A 17,717-nucleotide genomic window follows, 5' to 3' on the forward strand; every position below is an offset into this window, starting at 1 on the left:
TTTAACCCCAAACAAAAAACTGCCACACATTCGTGTGACAGTTTTATTAATACTATCTTTCTCTCTCAACATAATGAGTATGCAACAACTCGTGAGACTTATGTCCGTTAGGTTTACCTAACCACTTTTCATAAAGCTCTTGAACTGCTGGGTTCTCGTGAGATTTACGTAGTTTCATTTCTTTATCACCAGTGTAAATACCTGCGATTCTCTTTTCTATTACATCTGGATCTTTAGAGCGAGGTTGTCCGCCTCCACCAATACATCCACCTGGGCAAGCCATAATTTCTATAAAGTGAAGATCATCGATTTCGCCACTCTGAATTTTTTCCATTAACTCGCGAGCTTTTGCTAAGCTGTGAGCAACAGCTACATTAACTGTTAAGTCACCAATTTGAATTGATGCTCTCTTAACGCCTTCTACACCACGAAGCATCTCGAAGTCTAATTTAGCTAAGGTTTCGCCAGTAATGATTTCGTAAGCTGTACGTAAAGCAGCTTCCATAACACCACCAGTTGCACCAAAGATAAGTCCAGCACCTGTAGAGATTCCTAATGGAGCATCATACTCTTCATCAGCTAAGGTTGCTAAATCTATACCTGCAGATTTAATTAATTTAGCTAATTCTCTAGTTGTTAATACTGCATCAACGTCTTGATATCCGCTACTATCCATACCTGGACGAGTGATTTCAAACTTTTTAGCAGTACATGGCATAATAGATACTGAGTAAATTTCTTTTGGATCAATACCTTGTGATTCTGGATAATAAGTTTTAGCTAATGCACCAAACATTTGTTGTGGTGATTTGCAAGTAGATAAGTTAGGAAGCATAGTTGGGAAGTTATGCTCAATAAACTTAATCCAACCAGGACTACAAGATGTAATCATTGGTAATACTCCACCGTTTGTTAAACGATCGATTAACTCAGTTCCTTCTTCCATAATTGTTAAGTCAGCAGTAAAGTCTGTATCAAATACAGCATCAAATCCTAACTGACGTAAAGCAGCAACCATTCTACCTTTTACATTTGCACCTGGCTCGAAACCAAACTCTTCACCTAAAGCTACACGGGTAGCTGGAGCAGTTTGTACAACTACATGTTTGTTAGGATTAGCTAAAGCACGAGATACTCTGGTAACATGGTTAACTTCTGTTAAAGCACCAGTAGGACATACTAAGGTACATTGACCACAATTTACACAACTAATATCAGCTAAAGGTTTATGTTGTGCAGGAACAATTGCAGATTCAAAACCACGATCAGCAGCTCCAAGTGCATGTACACCTTGAATTTGAGCACAAACTGCAATACATCTACGGCAGTTAATGCATTTGCTTGGATCACGGAAAATTGATTCACTTGAATTATCTATAGGAATATTATTTTTAGCACCCTCAAATCGGTATTCTCTAATACCTAAACGAGCGGCTAAAGATTGCAATTCACAATTATTATTGCGATCACATACTAAACAATCATGAGCATGGTCAGATAAAATTAACTCGGTGTTTATTTTGCGAGCTGCTCTAGCTCTAGGTGAGTTGGTTTTAACTACCATACCTTCTCTAACTTTATATATACAAGATGGCTCTAAATTGCGAGCGCCTTCTATTTCTACAACACATACTCGGCAAGCACCAATTTCGTTTATCTTCGGAAGATAACAAAGTGTTGGAATATCTATACCTAACTGTTTAGCTGCCTCAAGAACAGTAGTGCCAGCAGGTACAGTAACTTGTCGACCATCAATGGTTAAGGTTACGTTTTGCATTCTTTACACCTCCGCTTCAAAGTTCCAATTAATGCTTGCTAATTGCATCAAATGGGCAGCTTTCAATACATAAACCGCAACGTGTACATTTTTCGTTATCAACAGAGTATGGCACGCCTCTTTCGCCAGTAATAGCATTAACTGGGCAAATACGAGCACAGATACCACAACTACGGCATTTGTCTTGATCGATTTCTACGTTTAATAATCCTTTACAAATACCAGCTGTACACTTTTTATTATAAATATGGTTTTCATATTCATCACGGAAGAATCTTAATGTACTTAACACTGGGTTTGGTGCAGCCTTACCTAAGCCACAAAAAGCTGAATCTTTAATAGCAAGTGCTAACTCTTCTAACTTTTCGATATCACCAGGTTGGCCATGACCTTCTGTTATTCTCTCAAGGATTTCAAGCATACGTTTTGTACCTATACGACAAGGTGTACACTTACCACAGCTCTCTTCTTGAGTAAAGTCAAGGAAGAAACGGGCTAGGTCTACCATACAAGTATCTTCATCCATTACAATTAGCCCACCAGAACCCATCATGGCTCCTAAACTAATTAAACTGTCATAGGTAATTGGTGTATCAAGATATTCGGCTGGAATACATCCACCAGCAGGTCCACCAATTTGAACAGCTTTAAATTTCTTACCATTAGGAACACCACCACAAATATCAAAGATAACTGTACGTAAAGTTGTTCCTAATTCTACTTCTACTAAACCTGTATTTACAATGTTACCAGCTACTGCAAATACTTTAGTTCCTTTATTCTTTTCTACTCCAAATTTATTAAACCAATCAGAACCCTTTAATACAATTTGAGGTAGGTTAGCTATTGATTCTACATTGTTAATAGCAGTTGGTTTACCAAATACACCAGCATCTGTTGGGAATGGTGGTTTTGGAGTAGGCTCGCCACGTAAACCTTCTATTGAATGCATTAAAGCAGTTTCTTCACCACATACAAATGCACCAGCACCTACGCGTAAGTCTAATTCAAAATCAAAACCAGATCCAAAGATATCTTTTCCTAATAAACCATACTCTTTAGCTTGTTTAATAGCGTGAGTTAAACGCTCAACAGCTAAGGGATACTCAGCACGAACATATACATAACCCTGGCTTGCTCCAATAGCATAACCAGCTAAAATCATACCTTCAATAACGGCATGAGGATCACCCTCTAAAAGGCTACGATCCATAAATGCACCTGGATCTCCTTCATCAGCATTACAAATCATGTACTTTTCGTCGCCAGGAGATTTATGTCCTAACTCAAGTTTTAGACCAGTAGGGAATCCTCCACCACCACGTCCACGTAAACCTGATTTTTTTACTTCTTCAACAACATCTATAGCCTTCATTTCTGTTAAAGCCTTAGCTGCTGCTTGGTAACCGTCACGAGCAATATACTCATCAATTATTGTTGGATCAATAATACCAGTGTTTCTTAATACAACACGTGTTTGACGGTTAAAAAATTCTATATCATAATATTTTTCAATAAAATTAGCTATTTCAGAGGTTTTATCCTGATACATTAAACGATTAACAGGACGACCTTTTAATAGATGTTCTTCAACAATTTCAGCAACATCTTCAACTTGAACTTTTTGATAGAAGATTGCCTCAGGGTAAACCATAATAATAGGACCTATATCACAGGTACCAACACATCCAGTAACTATTACATTTATTTCATTAGCTAGGTCGTAGTTATCAATCTGCTTTTCAAGTTCTGCTTTAACATCTTGACAGCCAGAAGTTACACAACCTGTACCCCCACAAACGAGTACATGAGCTCGGTATAATTGCATTATTCTCCCCTCCAGTTCCTATAATGCATCACTTACCAATACTGCAACCGCAGTTAACGACCCATTCGTCAAGTACAACATTGTTAATAACATGCTTGTTAACAATACGACGGGCTTTTTCTTCATCAATATGTCCATACATTACTGAGCCTTCACCTTTAATTTCTACCTCAACTAATGGCTCATGCTCACAAAGGCCAATACAACCTTTTTGTAATACTTCTACATCACTAATATCATTTTTTCCTAATTCATCGAGTATTGCAGTCATAACTTTACGTGCTCCAGCAGCTATACCACAGGTACCCATATAAACACGAACTTGGGTGCGTTCGCCAGATTCTCTTAAAGAAATATTGTGACGAGCTTTGTCACGAATTTTTTTTAGATCAGCGATAGATTTCATTAAAAAGCTCCTTTCTGTTTTAGTTGTTCTTCGTTTTCAAGGATGTAGTCACGTATCCAATTTAAAACTGAAGGTGTCGTTATAGACACACCATCTAATTCAGTTTTAATGTCTTTTGAGTTAAATACAAAAGTGTTGCTACCAATAACACGAGTATATTTAATATCAAATCCACTACCATAACATAATAACGTGACTATGGTGTCAGCCATATCCCCTAATGGAGGTCGATCAATGTTATCTCTCTCCATGTCAACTATGATTTCAGTTCCCAAATTGGGTTCCGATTTTAGCACTAAATGACCCGCACAGCGCTTGGCTGTTGCTGCAAACATGGGCAAACCAAGTCCAACTGATCTAGTAGTTCTCTCTGTTGTAAAAGGATCAAGTACTTTTCTGGCGTATTCTTCACTCATACCACAGCCATTATCAGTAACTTTTACAATTAATTTATTATTAATTAAATCTTCCTCTACTAGTATTTCAATTAAACTTGAATTAGCTCTTAATGAGTTTTCGGCGATATCTAAAATGTGTAAAGAGAGTTCACGCATCATACATTAAAAATATTTAGATAATATGCGTTGAACATCTTCTTGCTTAACACGACCATAAACATCTTCCCCAATTGTCATGAATGGTGCTAAGCTGCAAGCTCCTACACAGCGACTAAAGCGCAATGTGAACTTACCATCTTCTGTTGTTTCGTTAACTTTAATACTCAATAAGTTCTCAATTTCATGCTGAACATCTACTGCACCTTTTACATAACAGGCAGTACCCATGCATAACTCAATAATGTACTTGCCAGTTGGCTCAGTATGAAATAATGAGTAGAAAGTAATTACACCGTAAACATCTGCTACAGGAACATTAAGTCCATAGGCAACATGTTTTTGGGCCTCTTCTGGCAAATAACCAAAAATGTTCTGTACTTTTTGTAAAACAGGAATTAAAGAACCCTTTTGATCCTTAAACTCTTCAATAATCTTGTCTATCTGTTTTACATGATCTGCTGATAGTTTAGACATTATTCAAACCTCCTTGTTTAAATGATTGTGTTCTCGCTAAACGATTTTTAGACTACTACCACCTCATCAAAATTTTGCTTACTTTTGAGTTTGCTTAATATACATTTAGGGCTACAATCTGTAACCTTTAAGGCTGTAAAAGGTTCAGTATATAAATCCTGTATGCAATGTGCATCAGAGTTTACAACAATATTATAATGTGAAATTAATGATTCTTCAATATTTGCTAAATTGTAATTAGCTTTATGTACCTCTAATGTACTTACACACAAATTTGGGGGAATAAATCCTAAAACCGATATTATGCCATTAGCCTTTCTATATATATGTGAAGGAATTGGCACACCCCCTAACGATAACACTATATTAACTACTTTTTCAAGTGTTATTTGGGCTGATTGTGCTAGTAATTTTGGGTACTCGCCCATTACTCTATTATTTTTTGAGAATATTGTTTGGTAACCAAACACCTCAGTGTTATTAGAAATGTTGGGCAATAAAGCTTCTATAATTTTATTAAATTGGCTGAGTAAATTCATGTTTTCAAAAAGGGTTAAAACATGCACCCCTTCAATTGTTTCTACTTCCATGCCAGGTATAACAGTTAAATTATACTTTTTTCCGGCTTCTATGGCAGCTAAAACATTTAATGAGCTATTGTGATCAGTTATTGCAATTGCATTTAAGCCGCTCTTTTTAGCATGTTTAACTACATTTAAAGGAGTTAATTCAGCACTTGCACACGGTGATAAGGCAGTATGAATGTGTAAGTCAACAGCAATATAACTCTCTTCACTCATTATCTTTGCTGTAATAGCTGGTATAGCTTACCGCATACCTGATAACTTGTTAGTTTAGATGAAAAAAGTGCAACTTCTTTTTCTTGTGCTTTAGTAATTGTTGTTTCGTTTGGCATATAATCACCAGTTACAATAACTGCAGCTAAATCTTTTAAGATAGCTACTGCAACAATATTTTCATGCCCTTGTAAAGTAACCCAAATTTCGTTTTCTTCAGCATTAGCAATTACATCACTTAATAAGTCCGAAGAATAAGCTCCACTTACTTCTGCTTCACTATTAAAAGTAGTCAATGATTCCAGCTTTAACTCTGCAACTATTTTACTTAGTTTCATTGTTGTCCTCCTCATTTGAGTTCTCCTCCATAGTTGGAGGTAAATTTTCAGCAAAATCTAACATACGCTCGGCTAATTTTCTTACATCGTTCCTTAACTCAATAGTACAATAAGTTCTAGTTGCTAAACCCTGTACTATATCCTCAGCTAGTGCTCTACAAGTAGGAGAACCACAGGCACCACAATCTAACCCTGGCAAACTATCTGTTATTCTTTCAACATCTTCTACTTTTTTTAGTGCTTTATGAATATCATCATCTAATTTCATTATTTGACGAGCTTTTATATCGTTACTAAAATGCAGTACTCCTGCTTCATTTAGTTCTTGGTACCAGGCTTCATCTATCTCAGGTGTGTTTGTTCTATTATTTGCCATTTGATTTATATATACACGAGCCACAAAGGGATTCTCTACAGTTAGGGGCCCTCCCAAACAGCCTCCAGGACATGCTTGTAGCTCTAAAAAATCTACTTTTCGTAATTTGCCCATTTCAACTTGCTCTAAAACTTTTATAATATGGTCTATGCCTTGCACTTGTACATGTGAAATTTTGTCATGAAAACCTATAGACTCTCCACCAGGTCTAGCCCAGCGTAAACCTCCGCTAGAGGCTCTTGGATGTGATGTTTTAAGAAGTTCTGGGAAATGACGTAGTTTACTATAATTTCGAATAATAAGACCATATATTTCAGAAAAAGATATTATTCCGTCAACATTTGTGGCATTTGCCACAGGTTGTCTTACAGCAGTAACTTTTGCTGGACATGGACTAATAAAAAATACACCAACGTCTTTTGGGTTTATATTTTTTTTCTTAAGGAGTTCTTGTTTAGCAATATACGCTGCTACCTCCATTGGCGACTCGATTGGAATAATATGGGGTAATAATGTAGGAAATCTTACTTGAATAAGTCGTACTAATGCCGGACATGCTGAGCTTATAGCAGGGCGTAGGACATCTGGTTGTTCAAAATATTTGCGATAAGCCATAGAAACAAAATCTGCCCCCAATGCTACCTCAACTACATCATCAAAACCTAACATTTTGAGGGTTGCAATAATCTCAATATCACTTAGTTTTCCAGCAAACTGACCAAATAACGAAGGTGCAGGAATTGCAAGCCTGTATTTAAAATCACATAACATTTTAAAGGTATCGGTTATAGCAAATTTAGCGTGCTCAGGACAGACTCTAATGCACTCTCCACAATCAATACATCTCTCTTCAATTATGTGTGCTTTTCCATCTCTAACACGTATAGCTTCTGTTGGACACCTTTTTATACAATTGGTGCAACCTTTACATTTATCCTTATCTAAACGAACAGAATGGAAATACTCACCCATAGCTAACCCTCACTTTCAGTAAGGTTAAAGTGCATCGAAACAGTTGTTCCCGTACCAACTTTTGTATTGATATGTAATTCTCCGCAGCTTTTCTTGATGTTTGGAAGTCCCATTCCAGCACCGAAACCTTGACGGCGCACTTCTTCACTTGCGGTAGAAAAACCCTCTTGCATAGCTAAATCTAAGTCAGCAATTCCAGGCCCTTTATCCTCCGCTACAACTTTAATTTCATCAGCGTTAACACATAAAGTTAACTCACCTTCATACGCGTGAATAACAATATTCATTTCTGACTCGTAAGTAGCAATAGCTACCTTGCGAATTATATGTGAAGGTATTCCTATTTGTTTTAAAACTCTTTTTATCTTACTTGAAGCCTCACCAGCTTGTACAAAGTCATCACTGGCGACAGGAAAAGTAATTTTCATAATTCTCCTCCTACCTCATTTAATTACCAGCAACCGTTTAAGCCTAATTTATAAAGCTTACCGCAGGTATTAAACATATTTTCTTTTGTGCATAGTAAGGGCACACCAAAGTCTTCTGCCATCTCTACCATTTGTTGATTAGGTTTTTTGCCTCTTACAAAAATAATTGCAGACAATTCTACCATTTCTGCAGTTCGAATAACTTGGCTATTTGCTAAACTAGTTACTAAAAGAGTATTAGGTTCTATATCGCATGCTAAAACATCACTCATTAAATCAGCAGCACATGTCACATCTATTTCACGATTAATTAAATGATTACCGCATATAATCTGAGCCTGTACCTCTTCAATTATCTGGACTAATATCATAGCTACCCCTCCAGAACTCTTTGGATTATTTTAATTATTCAAACTTTTATAATTTTATATATTACACTAAGATATAATAACATATAAAATCCTTTTTTTCACGAATTATTACAAATTAAATTTGTCAATTCTAAGCAATTGTACTATCTCAAATACACACCATACTAAATAATGTATTCAATATTATTGTTTATGCGACTGATATATGCCAATACAATTTGATTTGGTGATTGGTTATACTATAATAAATAGGTGAAGTTATTAATAATAAACTTTATAGGAGTAATAAATGAAAATATTAATTATAGAAGATAATAAAAAGCTAGCTTTAGAATTAGCAAAGCTTTTACATAGATATAGTTACAAAGCAATTGTTGCCACTGATTATGAAAATATTATAGCCTTTGTAAAAACTGAAAAACCCCATTTAATATTGCTTGATATTAATCTACCATACTTTGATGGTTTTCATTTTTGCAGAGAAATTAGGCATTTTTCAAGTATACCAATTATTTTTTTAACAAGCAGAAATAGTAATATGGATGAAGCAATGGCTATTACAATTGGTGGCGATGATTTTATTACTAAGCCTTATAATAGTGAGGTTTTACTTGCCAGAATAAATGCTGTATTAAAAAGAAGCTATGGATCTAATAAATTACAAGAAATAGTTAAACACCATAACATAAGCCTTAATATTGCTGCTTCTACCCTTGTTTACAAAGACAAAAAAGTAGACCTAACTAAAAATGAGCTTAGAATTTTACATACTTTAATTCTTAATGCTGGCAGTATAGTTAGTAGAAATAGGATAATTGAAAAACTTTGGGACTCGGATTTATTTGTTGATGATAATACTTTAACTGTAAATATTAATAGGCTGAGAAAAAAGCTAACCGAGCTCGGACTAAATAATTGCATTTTAACAAAACGCGGACTAGGTTATTATATAAAATGAGATTAAAAGAGTATTTATACTGGAAAAGGTGGAAGTTAGCTTTAAGTATAGTAGGTGTATTTGTACTTAATTTGTTTTTAACAGCAGCTAAAGTAAGTGCCAATAATACCGTAGGCATATCTGTTACAATTCTATTTTGTTTTTTGATATTGCATATTTATGAATATTTAAAGGCTAATAGTTATTTTAAAGAGCTAACTGAAAATATTAATAGCCTAGATGAAGGCTATATTTCAGATTTTATTCCTACAGCATATAACCTAGAGACTTATTTATTTGAACAAGTTTTAAGGCAAAACATTGATACTTACAATAATGATATTTCGAAGTTGAGGATAAAAGAGCAGAGCTATAAAGAGTATATTGAACAGTGGGTTCACGAAATAAAACTACCTATTGCCACCATTAATTTAATAACCGATAATACCCAAGATGAGATAGATGAGAGTATTTTAGAGGAATTAGACAATATTGAATACTATGTGGAGCAGGTTTTGTTTTATGCAAAAAGTGAATATGTTGAAAAGGACTACATTATTAAACGTATCAATATTGCTGATGAAGTTAAATCAGCCTTAAAAAAGCATAAAAGACTGTTTATAAGTAGTAATGTTAATCTTAGTATTAATTTACAGGAGGCTTATGTTTTAAGTGATAGTAAATGGCTGGCTTTTATATTAGCTCAATTACTCACTAATGCTGTTAAGTATAGTGAACACCAAAATAAAAAAATAGCAATAAAGGTATCCAAACAGGACAATCCCCTAGTTTTATCTATTACTAATAATGGTGATACTATTCCTTTAGAGGATATTAAATATGTTTTTAATAAAGGATTTATAGGTAAAAACGGACGCAAAAATCAACGCAGCACAGGAATGGGTTTGTACCTAGTTAAGAATTTATGTCAGAAACTAGGTCATGATATTACAGTGAACTCTAAAAATGGAATTACGGAGTTTAAAATGGTGTTTTCGGAGTTTAATCAGTTTTAAGTTAGAATACTGATATAAAAACCGCAAGCCGTGGGCTTGCGGTTTAACTTTTATACACTACCTCACCTAGAAAAATTTTAATTAACTGTAGGTATTGCCATAAACCTTAATTGTAACACTATAAAGTAAGCCAAAAGTTTTTGGTGGCTGTTTTTTAGCATAAACCCGTCTAAACATACTGCACTTTATGAGGCTACAAAATAGGCACCCACACCTCAATATCTGCTATACCCTGCTCATTAACTTCTTCACCATACTTTACAAAATCATATTTTGCCTGATGATTAAGTTGATATGTTGAAGAAGGAAACCATTCTTTATAGATATAGTCTATAGTTAACTCAATTGAATCTTGTGGTTTAGCTCTTATAGAAAATACAACATAACGACTTTTTGGTAATTCTTTTACTACCATATTTTCTTTAACTCTATTTTTATCTTCAACTTCAATACAAGCATAATAATCAAAGCTTAAGCCTTTATCTTCTTTTTGCTCAGCGTTTTCGTAATCGTTAAAAGCAAATAGCCATGCCCTAGAAACCCGATTACTTATTTTATTTTTTGATTTGTGTAATTTTTTCCACAGTCTAGGTATAACAAATAACCCCTTTAGAATACATGAGCTATAACCAACTAATGTTATTTCACCACAGTCTTCTAGTCTAACATCCATAATACTTTCACCCTTTAAGCTACAAGATTTTTGATATTTAGCAGTCAATGAAAACTTTTTAATCTTAAACCTAAATATTTTAGGACTTGTATGAAATGTTTTTTTAAAGGCATCGGTAAACGCTTGTTGTGATTCATAGCCTGAGTTTAATGCTATGTCTATAATACTATGGTCTGTACATAATAGTTTTTTAGCAGCTTCACTTAGTCTTCTTTTTTTGATGTATTGATATAGTGGCATACCAACTATGTTAGTAAACATCTTATGCATATGATATTTTGAGTAACCTATTTCTTTTGCTAACATTTCCATAGAATAGTTTCTGCTTAAATCTTCTTCAATTAAGTCAACAATATATAGAACTCTGTCATAATTAGTTTTCATCTGAATACCTCCAATTCCATACTATCAAAATCTGCTTTTGTTTTCTTCATCATTCTTGTTAATAATAGTAACCTAACATTGTATATATTGTATCCTTACAAAACTGTAAGTCTACATATAAAACAGTAAGCTTAATCAATGTTTAATAAGCTGGCAAAGTTTTATGATTAACTCAAGATTAAAAAAAGGAGTAGTTAATTATGATTGTTAATCCATATAAATCTTTTGCAGGTAAGGTTAAAGGGATTTTAGAAAAAAAATTTCCAAACTTTACTAATAGATATGTTATGCCATCTAGTATGGCTATAATAGATACTGTTTATAAAAAGGCTAGTAGAAAAAAGAGCAAGCAATATTTATGTAAAAAGCAGTTTCCCATTTTTAGGAATATTGAAATTGAAACTATTAACCGCTGTAATGGCAAGTGCTCATTTTGTAATGTTAATGCTATGGTAGACCCCCGCCCCTTTAGGCTAATGGAGGAGAGTTTATTCAGTAGTATTATTGAGCAATTAGCTTTGATAAACTATACTGGCGAAATTGCCTTGTATTCTAATAATGAGCCCTTACTTGATAAGAGAATTTATAATTTTTTAGAACTAGCTACAAAGAGGTTACCTAATGCCACTCACTATTTGTACACAAATGGCACATTATTAACTAGGGAGAAATTTATTAGTTTAATGAAGTATTTAGATTTTTTAATTATAGACAATTATAACGACAACCTACAGCTTATTAAACCAGTTAACGATATTTATAATTTAATTAAAAGTAGAAAATATAGCAATAGGGTAATAATACTATTAAGAAAACAAAATGAATTATTGTGTAACAGAGCTGGTAGCACTGAAAACAGAGAAATAACTTCAAGAAAAGTATCTTCATGCTGTATGTATCCTTTTCAGCAAATGGTAGTGCGTCCCGATGGTAAGGTAAGTTTATGCTGTAATGACTCACTAGGTCAAATGACCCTAGGGGACCTCACCCAAACTAGTGTTATTAATGTTTGGAACAATGAAAAATTTGCTAAAATAAGAAGTGCAATGTCAGGCGGCAGGCAAAATGTAAGTCTGTGTGCTAATTGCGATACAATAGTACCTAACGTTGTGGGCAGTAACCCACTACCCAAAAATTATCTTAAAAAGCTTTTTAAAACTGGTGAAGTAGGTGATATAAATGAGTGATTTAGTTTTAAAAGCAGAAGACATTAAAAAATACTACGGCAACAGAGGCAATATGACTAAAGCTATTGATGGCATTAATCTAAATATAACTAAAGGTGATTTTATAGGCATTATGGGTGCCTCTGGCAGCGGTAAAACTACCTTACTTAATGTTTTATCTACTATTGACACTGTAACAAACGGAAAAATTGTTATTGAAAGTAAAGATATAACTAAGCTATGCAGTGGTAAGCTAGCTAAGTTTCGCAGAGAGCAATTGGGATTTATTTTTCAGGACTTTAATTTGTTAGATAACTTAACTTTGGGTGAAAATATTTCACTTGCGTTAGCTATTAATAAAGTGGACAAAAATACAATATTACAGAGAGTGCAAGAAGTAGCTAGTTTATTAGGAATAGAGAATCAATTAAATAAATACCCTCATCAAGTTTCGGGTGGACAAAAACAAAGAGCTGCGGCAGCAAGAGCCATTGTAAACTCTCCTAATATTATTTTTGCTGATGAACCTACAGGTGCCTTAGATTCAAAATCTTCGCAAAATTTATTAAGTGCTTTACGAAATATTAACAAACAACTACAGGCAACTATTTTATTAGTAACCCACGATGCCCATGCAGCAAGCTACTGTAAAAAGGTTTTGTTTTTAAAAGACGGTAAGATTTTTAATGAGCTCTGTAAAGGCAACACTACCAGAAGGCAGTTTTTTGATAACATATTAGAGGTTGTTGCGGTGCTTGAGGGGTATAATGATTATGATGTTTAAGCTAAGCTTCCGAAATGCCATAAGAAGCTTTAAGGATTATATGGTTTACTTTTTAACCTTAGTATTTGTTATATCTTTATACTATGTATTTGCTTCAATTTCTTATCAGCCATTTATTCAGAGCCTGTCTCCTGAAGCAGTTAAAGAAATCATTAGTCTGTTAGGCAGGGTAAATCTTGTTTTAATTGCTGTTGTAACAGGATTTGTGTTTTATGCCAATAATTTTTTATTGAAAAGACGTGGTAAAGAACTAGGAGTATATATGACTATTGGAATTAGCCCTATAAAAATTAACATTATGTTATTTTTAGAAGCTATATTTATTGGTGTAATTGCAATATTTATAGGGGTAGCCTTTGGCATTTCTTTAACTACTTTAATTGGTTTGTTAATAGTTAAAATGTTAGGTTTAAATCACATTGCTAGTCCCTTTGTTTTAGAATCTAGCTCTATTATTAATACTGCTAAGGTATTTATTTGTATTTTTATTGGTTCTGCATTATTGAATTATTTTAGAATTGTTCGACTTAAGGTTGTAAATTTGCTAAACTCTTTTGGCAAACAAAAAAAGATTCAAAAAACTCACAAAGCAATCTTTGTAATATCTGTTATTGTTTTTATTCTTAGTGTTTGTGTTATGCTATATAGCTACAATACCTTTATTAACTATGGTATAGACTTTGGTCAATCTTTTATCTTAAACTCTGTTTATTTTTTAGCTATAGGTTTTGTTGCTTTTATTGCTAGCGGAACATATATTTTATCTTTTATTGCAGACCGTAATAAAAACATGGTTTATAAAAATATAAATATTTTTACCTTTAAAAAAATGACTGATAATATTGTTAATAATAGTTTGGTAATTGGCACTATAGCTTTAATAATGTCTATAACACTAGTAGCTGTTGGCATGGGTTTTTCATATAAAAGCTGGCTTAATGAAAGCTTACTGGCTGAAGCTCCCTACTCTATCTCTGTAAGTTCTCTAACAACAGACCAAAAGATTGGTGATTTTTTACCGTATTTTAATAACAAAGGTTATGAGGTGAAAAATGCCTTAGAATTTAAAGTTTATGTAACTGATATTCAGCAGAATGAAGTTGTGGATAATTTTTTAATTATTAGAGATATAGATAAATACGACTTAAAATCAAATCTTAGTTATATTAAGCTAAGTGATTATAATAAAATTTTAGATATCATTGGTAAAAAAAACATAGTACTAAAAAATAATGAGGTAGCTATTAATAGCAGTAGTACTTTTTATAACGCAGTTAAAAGTTACTTTAAAAAACATAAAAGTTTAAACTTAAATAATACAATTGTTAATACTAGTATAAATCGTGTTTATGATTATAAAATTAGTGATGCTTTTTATGTTACAGGTAGTAATATAAACCTTATTGTGCCAGATAATTTTGTGCCAAATAAGCAACCTAAAGTTTTAAAGTCTTTTATTATAAATACTAATACAGATTTAAGTATTAAGGATGTTAAAGAATTTAGAGATTATATGTTTAGCAAAACTGGTGGTTTTACTATGTCATCTCAGTCTGAGCAAATGGAATATAAATTAAAAAATGCTACCTATAAAATTGTAGCTAGTTTGTTTTTAGGTATGATTTTAATGGTGATTGGCTTAAGTATTTTATCACTACACCAAATGACAGATTCCATAGAGAGCCGAAAAAACTACAGTATTTTAAGTCATTTGGGAGTTTCGAACATGGCTCTTAAAATGTCGCTACTAAAACAAATTTGCTTCTATTTTTTAATACCACTAGCTATAGCTATACCTAATTTTATTGTAGCTATGAAGGTTATAGCCACCTGGTTTGGGATAGCTGGTTCGTTTTCCGTATCTGTAGCTTTCTTAACAACTTTTGGTGTTATTTTAGCTATTTACGTTTTGTTTATAATGCTAACCTACTGTAGCTGTCGTATGATCTTGAACTTATCATAATTAAACACTCTAAAGTAAGGTTGATATGAATTAACCTTACTTTTTATTATGGACAAAAAATTCCAATGGCTAATGTGACTAATGAAAATAACAAAGGGTAATAGGTTACTTTATGCCCTAAATAAGCACCAAAATAAGCTGCAACTATATTTGTGAACGGAAACGCCAAGCTACCAAATCCTACAGCGTAAAATAATGGTTTTAAGATAGGGTTCGCTAAGGTTGATGTTTCAATACCTATAGCACCACCCACAAATACACCTAGTATTAAAAATAATAATCCTGTTAAAGCTATTACTAAGTCTAAAACCGGGTGTTTTTTAGAAAACTCTTTGTCAATTTCAGAAATAGTTTTTGTTTTATCTATTTTAAATTTAAATCCTAACTCTAGTTTTTCTTTACCAGCTAGAATATCTTTAATACTAATATCTATTTCTATATTAGTGTTTAATTTTAATAGTCTGTTAATGAATTTTACAAAGGTCTTTTTATTAAATAGGGTATTAACAAAGTAATAAAGTTGTTCATTTTTTAAGACAATACAAAAAGCATAAGCATTTTTTTTAGTATTAGATTTTACTAATTTAATAAATCTAATATCATTTATGTTTATGTTTTGATAGCCATTAATACAAAATAGCTTAAGGCTATTTTTTTTAATTTTAGCGGCGTATTTAATTCTATTTAATAATTTTATGAATTTGCTAGGTTTATATTCTATTGAATTACTAGACATAATAATACCTCTTTAATAATTGTAGTAGTAATTTTATGATAAGCAAATTATATTGTAAAGTAACTAAAAAGGAATAAGTTTACTACAATATGTTTTATTATTTTACTCTTACTTTTGTGACAATAGCCCAGTTCAGTTCTTTTAAATAAGATAAATCTTGCGAACATTGTTCTATAATATTATTACTATATCCTTTTATCTGTACTATAATTTAACACTATCTCCCCATTTTTTAGTTGATTGTTAACATCAGTAATATTATCGTCGTATATGTAAGTTAAACCGTTATTCTCGTGAACTAAAGAACCTTTGCAATAGAGGCTTACAGAAACATTAACCACCTCAACGCTTTTATCATAATTAAATTTAAAAACTTTCACTTTGTCTTTAAGATTTAAAGTCTCAAGCAACTCAGTTTGTTGCTTTGTATATTTTAGTGGCTTAATAGAGTTTAGTTCAGTATTTTTTGGTTCGTTTAGATATAAAAATATGCCTAAGGCCAAGGTTATTAACAAGATAACTGCTATTATTAATTTACGCATTGTATTTCTCCTAGATTAATTTATTATATTAAAATTCTATTTATGGCACTAATGTTATATGGATATATACCCAGAGTTGTTTATAGTTAAACGATTTAATTAGGAACAGAGGGTTATTTATTTGACCATGAGTTTATAATGCACCTATGTTGTTACTATGTTTTGGGGTTGGTATTTTGTATATGAGAGTGATAGGTGTTGCTTTTAGGAGGGAGAACCCCTCCCCTACTGGTCAAGCGTTTCTGTTAATTACGATTTAAGGATTAAGAATTGTTGCAATAACGTTTTCGAAAATGTTCACTATCAAGGCACTAGATAAAAATAAGCAGAGGGTGTACATGTGGTACTCCCTCTGCTTATTTTTTTCGTACAACAAAGATTTTTGCTTACAAAATATCTTACCTTAAAAAATTCTGCAAAATTTCGAGAGCGTTGATTCTCGCTAAAATTACTCCCATTTAAAGAGGGCTATTGCTAACCCGGTTAACAGCACAAACACTGATCCTAATATTGCTATATTAGCTAAATGTGAGCCTAAGCTTTCTCCTAGCCATACACCTTGCAGTAATTTTACGGCGTAGGTTAGAGGTAATACATTTGACACTCTTAGCACACCAGCTGGCATCATTTCTAAAGGAAGCGTAGCTCCAGATAAAAATAACATCGGAAAATAGATTATATAAGCGATAATATTTGCTGCTTTACTATTGGGTGAAACTCCTGCTATTAACAAGCCTATCGAAAACATGCTTACTGATATTAAAACAAAGGCTATCAATGTTGGCAACAGGCTACCTAAAAAATGTAGATTAAAAACTATTTTACCGAATAATATCATAAATATTGTTCCTATTATTGTCATTACAAACATTACTACATATTGAGATAGTAGAATGTCTCTTGGGTTTAGCGGGGTTGCTTTAAATCTTTTTAGTATTTTTTTATTGCGATAATCTGCTATTACTAAGGGTAAGCTCATTAAGCCATTTACGGCAATAATCATACAAATATAAGATGGAACCAATACATCTACTGCCCCATGTCCATCAAAAAATGTTGAGGGGTCATTACCATAGATAGATCCAAATATTAATAACATCATAATTGGAAAGACAATTGCAAAGAATACATTCATAAACTCTCTAAAATATAATTTAAACTCGATTTTTGTGACTTTTATAAAATTAGACAT

At 32.8% G+C, this 17,717-nt stretch carries 19 protein-coding genes; 5 read left to right on the forward strand and 14 right to left on the reverse strand.

What is annotated here, in order from left to right:
- Window positions 1-52: 52 nt before the first annotated feature.
- The 10 genes from IMX26_RS05995 to IMX26_RS06040 are packed head-to-tail and all read right to left on the reverse strand — an operon-like array spanning window position 53 to window position 8,324.
- Window positions 53-1,777: an NADH-dependent [FeFe] hydrogenase, group A6 gene (locus IMX26_RS05995; protein WP_195160772.1), complete on the reverse strand. Its 1,725-nt coding sequence runs from the start codon at window positions 1,775-1,777 to the stop codon at window positions 53-55.
- Window positions 1,778-1,805: 28 nt separating this feature from the next.
- Window positions 1,806-3,605, reverse strand: coding sequence for an NADH-quinone oxidoreductase subunit NuoF (gene nuoF, locus IMX26_RS06000; protein ID WP_195160773.1), 1,800 nt, complete (start codon window positions 3,603-3,605; stop codon window positions 1,806-1,808).
- Between the two features lie 28 nt (window positions 3,606-3,633).
- Window positions 3,634-4,011 (reverse strand): (2Fe-2S) ferredoxin domain-containing protein, encoded by a 378-nt coding sequence (locus IMX26_RS06005; protein WP_195160774.1) that lies wholly within the window; start codon window positions 4,009-4,011, stop codon window positions 3,634-3,636.
- Window positions 4,011-4,568: an ATP-binding protein gene (locus IMX26_RS06010; RefSeq protein WP_195160775.1), complete on the reverse strand. Its 558-nt coding sequence runs from the start codon at window positions 4,566-4,568 to the stop codon at window positions 4,011-4,013. The genes IMX26_RS06005 and IMX26_RS06010 overlap by 1 nt, the downstream gene beginning before the upstream one ends.
- Before the next feature lie 3 nt (window positions 4,569-4,571).
- Window positions 4,572-5,042, reverse strand: coding sequence for an NADH-quinone oxidoreductase subunit NuoE (gene nuoE, locus IMX26_RS06015; RefSeq protein ID WP_195160776.1), 471 nt, complete (start codon window positions 5,040-5,042; stop codon window positions 4,572-4,574).
- 47 nt (window positions 5,043-5,089) lie between these two features.
- Window positions 5,090-5,842 carry a PHP domain-containing protein gene (locus tag IMX26_RS06020; RefSeq protein ID WP_195160777.1) on the reverse strand — a complete coding sequence of 251 codons (753 nt, stop codon included), beginning with the start codon at window positions 5,840-5,842 and terminating at the stop codon, window positions 5,090-5,092.
- On the reverse strand, window positions 5,842-6,177 hold the full coding sequence (locus IMX26_RS06025; RefSeq protein ID WP_195160778.1) for a DRTGG domain-containing protein: 336 nt from the start codon (window positions 6,175-6,177) through the stop codon (window positions 5,842-5,844). The genes IMX26_RS06020 and IMX26_RS06025 overlap by 1 nt, the downstream gene beginning before the upstream one ends.
- The gene (locus IMX26_RS06030; RefSeq protein ID WP_195160779.1) at window positions 6,164-7,525 is read right to left on the reverse strand and encodes a [Fe-Fe] hydrogenase large subunit C-terminal domain-containing protein; all 1,362 of its coding nucleotides are present in this window, start codon (window positions 7,523-7,525) and stop codon (window positions 6,164-6,166) included. The genes IMX26_RS06025 and IMX26_RS06030 overlap by 14 nt, the downstream gene beginning before the upstream one ends.
- Before the next feature lie 2 nt (window positions 7,526-7,527).
- Entirely contained in the window at window positions 7,528-7,953 is a 426-nt protein-coding gene (locus IMX26_RS06035) for an ATP-binding protein (RefSeq protein ID WP_195160780.1), read from the reverse strand.
- A gap of 23 nt (window positions 7,954-7,976) precedes the next feature.
- Window positions 7,977-8,324 (reverse strand): DRTGG domain-containing protein, encoded by a 348-nt coding sequence (locus IMX26_RS06040; RefSeq protein WP_195160781.1) that lies wholly within the window; start codon window positions 8,322-8,324, stop codon window positions 7,977-7,979.
- A gap of 289 nt (window positions 8,325-8,613) precedes the next feature.
- On the opposite strand from IMX26_RS06040, the gene IMX26_RS06045 reads away from it, so the two are divergent.
- Window positions 8,614-9,282: a response regulator transcription factor gene (locus tag IMX26_RS06045; protein WP_195160782.1), complete on the forward strand. Its 669-nt coding sequence runs from the start codon at window positions 8,614-8,616 to the stop codon at window positions 9,280-9,282.
- Window positions 9,279-10,277, forward strand: coding sequence for a sensor histidine kinase (locus tag IMX26_RS06050; RefSeq protein ID WP_195160783.1), 999 nt, complete (start codon window positions 9,279-9,281; stop codon window positions 10,275-10,277). Before IMX26_RS06045 ends, IMX26_RS06050 begins: the two co-directional genes overlap by 4 nt.
- A gap of 193 nt (window positions 10,278-10,470) precedes the next feature.
- On the opposite strand, the gene IMX26_RS06055 is transcribed toward IMX26_RS06050, so the two are convergent.
- A complete protein-coding gene (locus IMX26_RS06055) occupies window positions 10,471-11,334 on the reverse strand; it encodes an AraC family transcriptional regulator (protein ID WP_195160784.1) in 864 nt (287 codons plus the stop codon).
- A gap of 200 nt (window positions 11,335-11,534) precedes the next feature.
- Here IMX26_RS06055 and IMX26_RS06060 point away from each other — a divergent pair, with 200 nt between their 5' ends.
- The 3 genes from IMX26_RS06060 to IMX26_RS06070 are packed head-to-tail and all read left to right on the forward strand — an operon-like array spanning window position 11,535 to window position 15,247.
- On the forward strand, window positions 11,535-12,521 hold the full coding sequence (locus IMX26_RS06060) for a radical SAM/SPASM domain-containing protein (RefSeq protein ID WP_195160785.1): 987 nt from the start codon (window positions 11,535-11,537) through the stop codon (window positions 12,519-12,521).
- A complete protein-coding gene (locus tag IMX26_RS06065) occupies window positions 12,514-13,284 on the forward strand; it encodes an ABC transporter ATP-binding protein (RefSeq protein ID WP_195160786.1) in 771 nt (256 codons plus the stop codon). The genes IMX26_RS06060 and IMX26_RS06065 overlap by 8 nt, the downstream gene beginning before the upstream one ends.
- Window positions 13,274-15,247: an ABC transporter permease gene (locus IMX26_RS06070; RefSeq protein WP_195160787.1), complete on the forward strand. Its 1,974-nt coding sequence runs from the start codon at window positions 13,274-13,276 to the stop codon at window positions 15,245-15,247. Before IMX26_RS06065 ends, IMX26_RS06070 begins: the two co-directional genes overlap by 11 nt.
- Window positions 15,248-15,293: 46 nt before the next feature.
- Here IMX26_RS06070 and IMX26_RS06075 read toward each other — a convergent pair whose 3' ends face one another.
- The 3 genes from IMX26_RS06075 to IMX26_RS06085 all read right to left on the reverse strand — a co-directional run bounded on the left by IMX26_RS06075 (window position 15,294) and on the right by IMX26_RS06085 (window position 17,717).
- Entirely contained in the window at window positions 15,294-15,983 is a 690-nt protein-coding gene (locus IMX26_RS06075; RefSeq protein WP_195160788.1) for a hypothetical protein, read from the reverse strand.
- 185 nt (window positions 15,984-16,168) lie between these two features.
- Window positions 16,169-16,525 (reverse strand): hypothetical protein, encoded by a 357-nt coding sequence (locus IMX26_RS06080; protein ID WP_195160789.1) that lies wholly within the window; start codon window positions 16,523-16,525, stop codon window positions 16,169-16,171.
- Between the two features lie 448 nt (window positions 16,526-16,973).
- A complete protein-coding gene (locus IMX26_RS06085) occupies window positions 16,974-17,717 on the reverse strand; it encodes an ABC transporter permease (protein ID WP_195160790.1) in 744 nt (247 codons plus the stop codon).

It is taken from the genome of Clostridium sp. 'deep sea', from assembly GCF_014931565.1.
GTDB lineage: Bacteria > Bacillota > UBA994 > PWPR01 > PWPR01.